This is a genomic window from Streptomyces palmae (genome assembly GCF_004684805.1).
In the GTDB taxonomy this organism is placed as follows: Bacteria; Actinomycetota; Actinomycetes; order Streptomycetales; family Streptomycetaceae; genus Streptomyces; species Streptomyces palmae.
Map to the genome: position 1 here is coordinate 1 of NZ_SRID01000670.1, position 1,482 is coordinate 1,482.

Genomic DNA, 1,482 nt, shown 5'->3' on the forward strand with positions numbered 1-1,482 from the left:
CGTCAGATGGGTATAAGAGACGGGCTCGGGGGGAGCGTCCAGCGCGGCGGCGACCGGGATGCGGCGGCGCAGCAGCCGGCCCAGCAGCGAGCCGCGTCTCGGCGCGGGCGCGGCTCCCGGCCACACCTCCGGGTCCGTCGACGGGAAGTCGGTGATCCGGCAGCCGGAGGGCAGCAGCAGCTCGGTGGCCTCCTCGCGGTGCCGGAACTGCCCGGCCGCCCGGCCGTGCGGCACCTCCGAGGTGAAATCGGCCGCCACGGCCACCCCGGGCACCGCGGCCACCGCGGGCGGCAACTGCCAGCGGTAGCGCCCGTCGGTGCGGTCGAAGAGCACCGGAACCGGTCCGTGCCGCCCGCCCGGACGCACCAGTTCGGTGCTGAACCGCACCAGCAGCCGCCCGTCCAGCCAGCGCAGTCCCTCCAGCCGGGGCCGGTGGGTGATGCCCGACTCGAAGGCCGCGTACTCCTCCAGCAGCGCCGGATCGCCGTGCCGCACCAGGGCCGACATGATCCGCTGCTTGGCCGGCAGTACGGCGTCCACTTCCAGGGGCACCCGTTCGGCGGCCAGTGCGCTGACCGCCGCCACCACCTGCCGCCGGTAGCCGGCGGGCCGGCCGAGGAACTTCTGGCCCTGGAGGCGCTCCAGGGCCTTGCCCGCGTACCAGCGGGCGATGAACCGGTTGCGCAGCGGGCCCGGCTCCAGGTGCTCCTCCACGATCCCGATGATCGTCCGCACGCTGTCCAGATAGGACCACGGGTCGATGCGCCGGAAGCTGATGTTGTGCTTGCCGTCCTCGTGCCGTACCCAGTGGTAGCAGGTGTAGTCGTGCACGGTGGCGACCGTCCCGGCGGCCAGATAGGCGCGCAGCGTGAACATGTGGTCCTCCAGCCGCACCCGCCCCTCCGGAAAGCGGATGCCGTGCGCGGTCAGCAGCTCGCGGCGGAACAGCTTGTGCACGGTCATCGAGGAGAGCAGCACTGTGTCGCGGCGTACGTCGCCGGCCGCCATCGGCCGGCTGAACAGCACCCGGGGCGCGCCGCGACCGTGCCCCGCCATCCGACCGGCCACGATGTCCGCGCCGGTCTCCACCGCCCGCGCGTACAGCCGGGCCAGTGCCTCCGGGGCCAGGTAGTCGTCATCGTCCAGGAAGTACAGGTAGCCGCCGCGCGCCGCGTCCATGCCCAGGTTGCGGGGGCGCCCTGGCCAGCCGGAGTTCCTGCTGCGGATCAGCCGGAAGTTCTCCTCCCCGGCGAGCTCGGTGGCCAGCAGCTCGGGCGTGTCGTCGGTGGAGCCGTCGTCCACGTAGATGACCTCGAACTCGGACCGCGGCAGGCTCTGCGCACGGAGCGAGGCCAACCCGTCCAGGACCGTCTTGCCCGTGTTGTGGGTCGGGACGATCACGCTGACCTTGATGCTCATCCGCTGCTCCCTGGGTGTGCTGGGCCCGCTGCGGGACGGGCGGTGCCGCCTGCCGTGGGGGAG

1 protein-coding gene is annotated in these 1,482 nt (G+C 72.9%); it reads right to left on the reverse strand.

The window, feature by feature from the left end; translation table 11 throughout:
* On the reverse strand, nt 1–1,419 hold a 1,419-nt coding region (locus tag E4099_RS31960; RefSeq protein ID WP_135342581.1), incomplete at its 3' end, for a glycosyltransferase family 2 protein.
* Between the last annotated feature and the right edge of the window lie 63 nt (nt 1,420–1,482).